This window comes from Synechococcus sp. OH2, assembly GCF_047462155.1.
Lineage (GTDB): Bacteria > Cyanobacteriota > Cyanobacteriia > Thermostichales > Thermostichaceae > Thermostichus.
Genome location: NZ_JANSIR010000116.1, coordinates 38,166 through 42,066, shown reverse-complemented (window position 1 = coordinate 42,066; position 3,901 = coordinate 38,166). Strand labels below are relative to the sequence as shown.

Annotated in this window: 2 protein-coding genes and 2 pseudogenes; 3 read left to right on the top strand and 1 reads right to left on the bottom strand. The window is 62.4% G+C overall.

Annotation, left to right across the window (positions count from 1 at the left end):
• Nucleotides 1-642, top strand: a pseudogene (locus tag NW835_RS12575) (LPS export ABC transporter periplasmic protein LptC); the annotation flags it as partial.
• Between the two features lie 82 nt (nucleotides 643-724).
• Nucleotides 725-2,398: a sulfatase gene (locus NW835_RS12570; RefSeq protein WP_414415460.1), complete on the top strand. Its 1,674-nt coding sequence runs from the start codon at nucleotides 725-727 to the stop codon at nucleotides 2,396-2,398.
• 3 nt (nucleotides 2,399-2,401) lie between these two features.
• On the opposite strand, the gene NW835_RS12565 is transcribed toward NW835_RS12570, so the two are convergent.
• On the bottom strand, nucleotides 2,402-2,887 hold the full coding sequence (locus tag NW835_RS12565) for a DUF3531 family protein (RefSeq protein WP_414366439.1): 486 nt from the start codon (nucleotides 2,885-2,887) through the stop codon (nucleotides 2,402-2,404).
• Nucleotides 2,888-3,034: 147 nt separating this feature from the next.
• Between NW835_RS12565 and NW835_RS12560 the strand changes: the two are divergent.
• Nucleotides 3,035-3,901 (top strand): annotated as a pseudogene (locus tag NW835_RS12560) (RNA-guided endonuclease TnpB family protein); the annotation flags it as partial.

Below are 3,901 nucleotides of genomic sequence, written 5' to 3'. Positions count from 1 at the left end.
CTGGAATTGACGGGCCAAGTGGTGGTGGAATCGGAGCGGGACAACCTGCGCCTGCAGGCAGAGCGGCTGCAGTGGCTGCCGGAAGAGCGCCTCCTCGAAGCCGAGGGCCAGGTACAGGTGGAGCTGTTGGACGGCCAGGGATCCCTGTGGGGGGATCGTTTGCGCATCGACTTTGGCCAGGCCCAGATGCAACTGGAGAATTGGGATCCAAGCCAACCGGTGCGGGCCAAGTATCGCGATCCGGAGCTGGAGCTGACCGCCAGCCGCTTGCTCTGGAACTTTGGTGCCGGCGAGGTGCAGGCGTTGGGAGCAGTCGAGGTGGATGCCCCCCAGCAAAGGGTGCGCCTCAGCGGCGAGCAGTTGCGGGCCCCGCTGCCCCTGACCGAGCTGCGCCTGCTGGGCAACGTGAAAGCCAAATCCGTTCCCGTTGGCGGAACGGGATCCCTGCAGACCGGCCAAGAGCTGGAAGCCCAAGAGATCCGCTGGCGCATCGGCTCCACCCAACTGCAAGCCCTGGGCAATGTGCGCTACCGCCAGCCTGGACAAGCCCTGACTGTGAGCGGTGACCAAGGGATCCTGGATTGGCAGGCCAACACCGCCCGGATCCAAGGCAACAGCCAAACCCGGCTCACTTTGCCCTAGGAGCCGACGGCAAAGGGCCGACAAGAGCATGTCAAGATAGTTTAAGAACCGTGTTGGGTGGGTTGTGGTGAGGAGTTCAGCAATGGCAGAGGCCGCCTGGGGGGAACGCCCCAACATTCTGTTAATCGTGCTGGATACCCAGCGGGCGGATCGCCTTTCCTGCTACTGGTCAGAGGAAGAGCGGGCCCGCCAAGTGCCCACCAGCCCCAACCTGGATCGGCTGGCCTCCGAGTCCACCCTCTTCGAGCGGGCCATCGCCCCCGCCCAGTGGACGATCCCCTCCCACGCCTCCCTGTTTACGGGGGAATACCCCAGCACCCACCAGACCGTCCAGGCAGACCTGGAGCTGAGCCCTGCTCTACCCACCCTGGCGGAGCTGTTGAAGCTGGGCGGCTACACCACCGTGGGCTTTTGCAACAACCCCCTGATCGGGATCCTGAAAAACGGCCTGCGGCGGGGCTTCGACACCTTCTACAACTACGGCGGGGCCCTACCCACCCGCCCTCCCGAAGGCAACCCTCTGCCGGCTCCCCTCAACCGCTGGCTGGCCGCCTACACCCAGTTTTGGCGCCGTCTCTCCTACCCGGTGCAAAATGCCTTTGCCCGCTCCGACACCCTTTTTCAGTTGGCGCTGCACCCCTGGTTTGCCTCCCTCTGGACCCGCCTGATGAACTTTAAGGGCAACACGGCTGCCTCCATCGCCGACCTGAACCGCTACCTGCAGCAGATAGCCCGCCGCCCTGCCGGAGCACCGCCTTTCTTTTGCTTCGTCAACCTAATGGAGCCCCACCTGCCCTACTGGCCGCCGGAGCCCTTTGTGCAGAAATACGCCCCCTACTTCAAGACCAACCGCGAGGCGCGCGACTTTTTGCGCCAGTACAACGCCCAGCCCTACCGCTGGATGGCGCCCCTGCCGCAGCCGCTTTCTCCCCTGCAAGCGCAGGTGCTCAGGGACATCTACGATGCCGAGGTGGCCTACCAGGATCACCTGCTGGGATCCGTCTTCGCCACCCTGCGCCACACCGGCCTGGAGCAGAACACTCTGGTGGCTATCGTCGCGGATCACGGAGAAGGCTTGGGGGAGCATGACTTCGTCGGCCATGCTTTTGTGGTTTACGAAGAGCTAATCCGCGTCCCCCTGATCCTGCATTACCCCGGCTATTTTCCGGCAGGAAAGCGCGTGGCCACCCCCGTTTCCACCCGCCGCCTCTTTCATACTCTCTTGGAAGCTGCCGGCTTCCGCCCCAGCCTTTCTCTAGCCAACGGCGCCCCCCGTATCAGCCTCAAGCTTCGCCGCGAGATCGCCCGCCTCAGCCTGACCCGCACCCTGGCCGGTGAGGATCCGGAGCAGGGGGTGGTGCTCAGCGAGGCCTTCCCGCCCCACCTTCTCCTGCGGGCCATGGAAAACCGCAACGACAGCCTGCTGCAGGCGCGCGCCTGTTACGACACCCGCCGAGCCCTCTACGAAGGGGTGACCAAGCTGATCCAAACCGGAGATCGCCCCAGCCTCTACAACCTGGAGCAGGATCCGGCGGAACTGCGGGATCTGCTCTTGGCCGGGATCCCTTCTCAGCCGGGGGATCCTGAGTTGGGATCCCTTTCTCCACAGGCTTGGCTAGACCGCCTGCGGCAAGGGCTAAGGCAGTGGGTGGAGTGGGCAGAATCGCGCCGGCCCAGCACCGCTCCTCGCCGAGTTGACATGGAAAGCAACGCAGACTTGGTGCGGCGGATGCAAGAGCTGGGCTACCTGGAGTAGGAGCTATTCCAGCTCCCCCTCTTCCCCCCAATGATCCCGCAGGTAGCCGTTGAGATCGTAGGCATCTGTCTCCTCGGGATCCGCCGTCGGCCAGTCCTCGTTCTGCCCACCGATGATGACGCGGGTGAGGCCAATGTATTCTAAGCTGAGGGTGCGCAAGGCGTTGATCAACACATCCAGCGCCAAGGCATCGGCAGTGCCCAGATCAAACCAGCAGCGGGCCCAGTTGTCCTTTTCTTCCAGGGATCCCATGTTGTGCATCAGGGAGGTCAAGGGAGCCGAGTCGCTAGGGTACTCCAAGTAGCTGAGATCCGCCTCGGCCTCTTGGGCCACCAGGCGCTCGGCGTTAAATCCCCCCAACTTGCCTAGCACATACCACGACTCTAGGACTTCCCTGAGGTACTCCAACTCCGCTGGAACCGGCGGCTCCGCAAACTCAAACCAGATCCAGAGATTTCCCGGATCGCACTCGCGAAACTCCACTTGCATGGACGGTTTCTCAGCTAGGCCTAGCCATCGATCTTAGTCTGGCCCAGGTCAGCTAGAAACCGCAGGAGCCCCGCCCTGTACCCCCGTATACGGGGGGAGGGGGGCCGGTCAGGGTCGGGAGGAATGCGGATGACGTATAGTTGCAACATGACCCAAGTTTTAACTATCTCCTGCAAGCTCAAGGTATCTGCTTCGCAAGCCCTGAAGCTAGAGGCAACCTTGTCGGCTTTTGCACAAGCACTCCTTGCGCCAGCGGGGCGGAGGCCTTACTGGGTCAACCAAAACACACCAGAGAAGGTGGTCAACTGCCTCAAGCTTCAATCGCTCTGCTACCGCGAAATTCGTACCCGCTTTGGGCCATCCAGCAACCTGGCACAACAGGTGTGCAGAAGGTTAGCTGCTACCCGCAAGGTTGCCCAGCAAAAGAATCGTCCGGTCAAAGCGTTCAGGGGAGGTTTTGTGACCTTTCGCGCTAGCGGGACGGAGTCCTTTGACGCCCGCATCTTTTCTTTTCGGGAAAGAGACTGGACGGTGTCGCTGACCACAAGCCCCCCTCTTGTCCCCCCGCCTGCGGGGGGATGGGGGGCCGGACGCGAACGCTTTGAGCTGGATGTTGGCTCCTACCAGCGCGGCAGGCTGGCGGGTTCTCATCCCAAAGCAGCCACGTTGGTCAAACGCCAAGACGGTTCCTCCTTCACCCAGATTGGCGTGGAATCTGAGGCGCCGAAACCGCAGAGCACTCCCAAGGTGATTGGTGTGGACTTGGGCAGGACAGATATTGCCCACACCTCTGAGGGAGACCACTGGAATGGACAGCAGTTGAACCAGGTCAGAGACCACTACTCCCACTTGAGAGCGGCTCTGCAACGCAAGGCCAGGAAGGGCACACGCAACACTCGGCGTCGATGCCGGGAGCTGTTGCAACGGCTGTCTGGTCGGGAGAGCCGCTTTCAAGCTTGGGTGAACCATCGCATCGCCAAGTCCATTGTTTCCAGGGCGCTGGCCACCCACAGC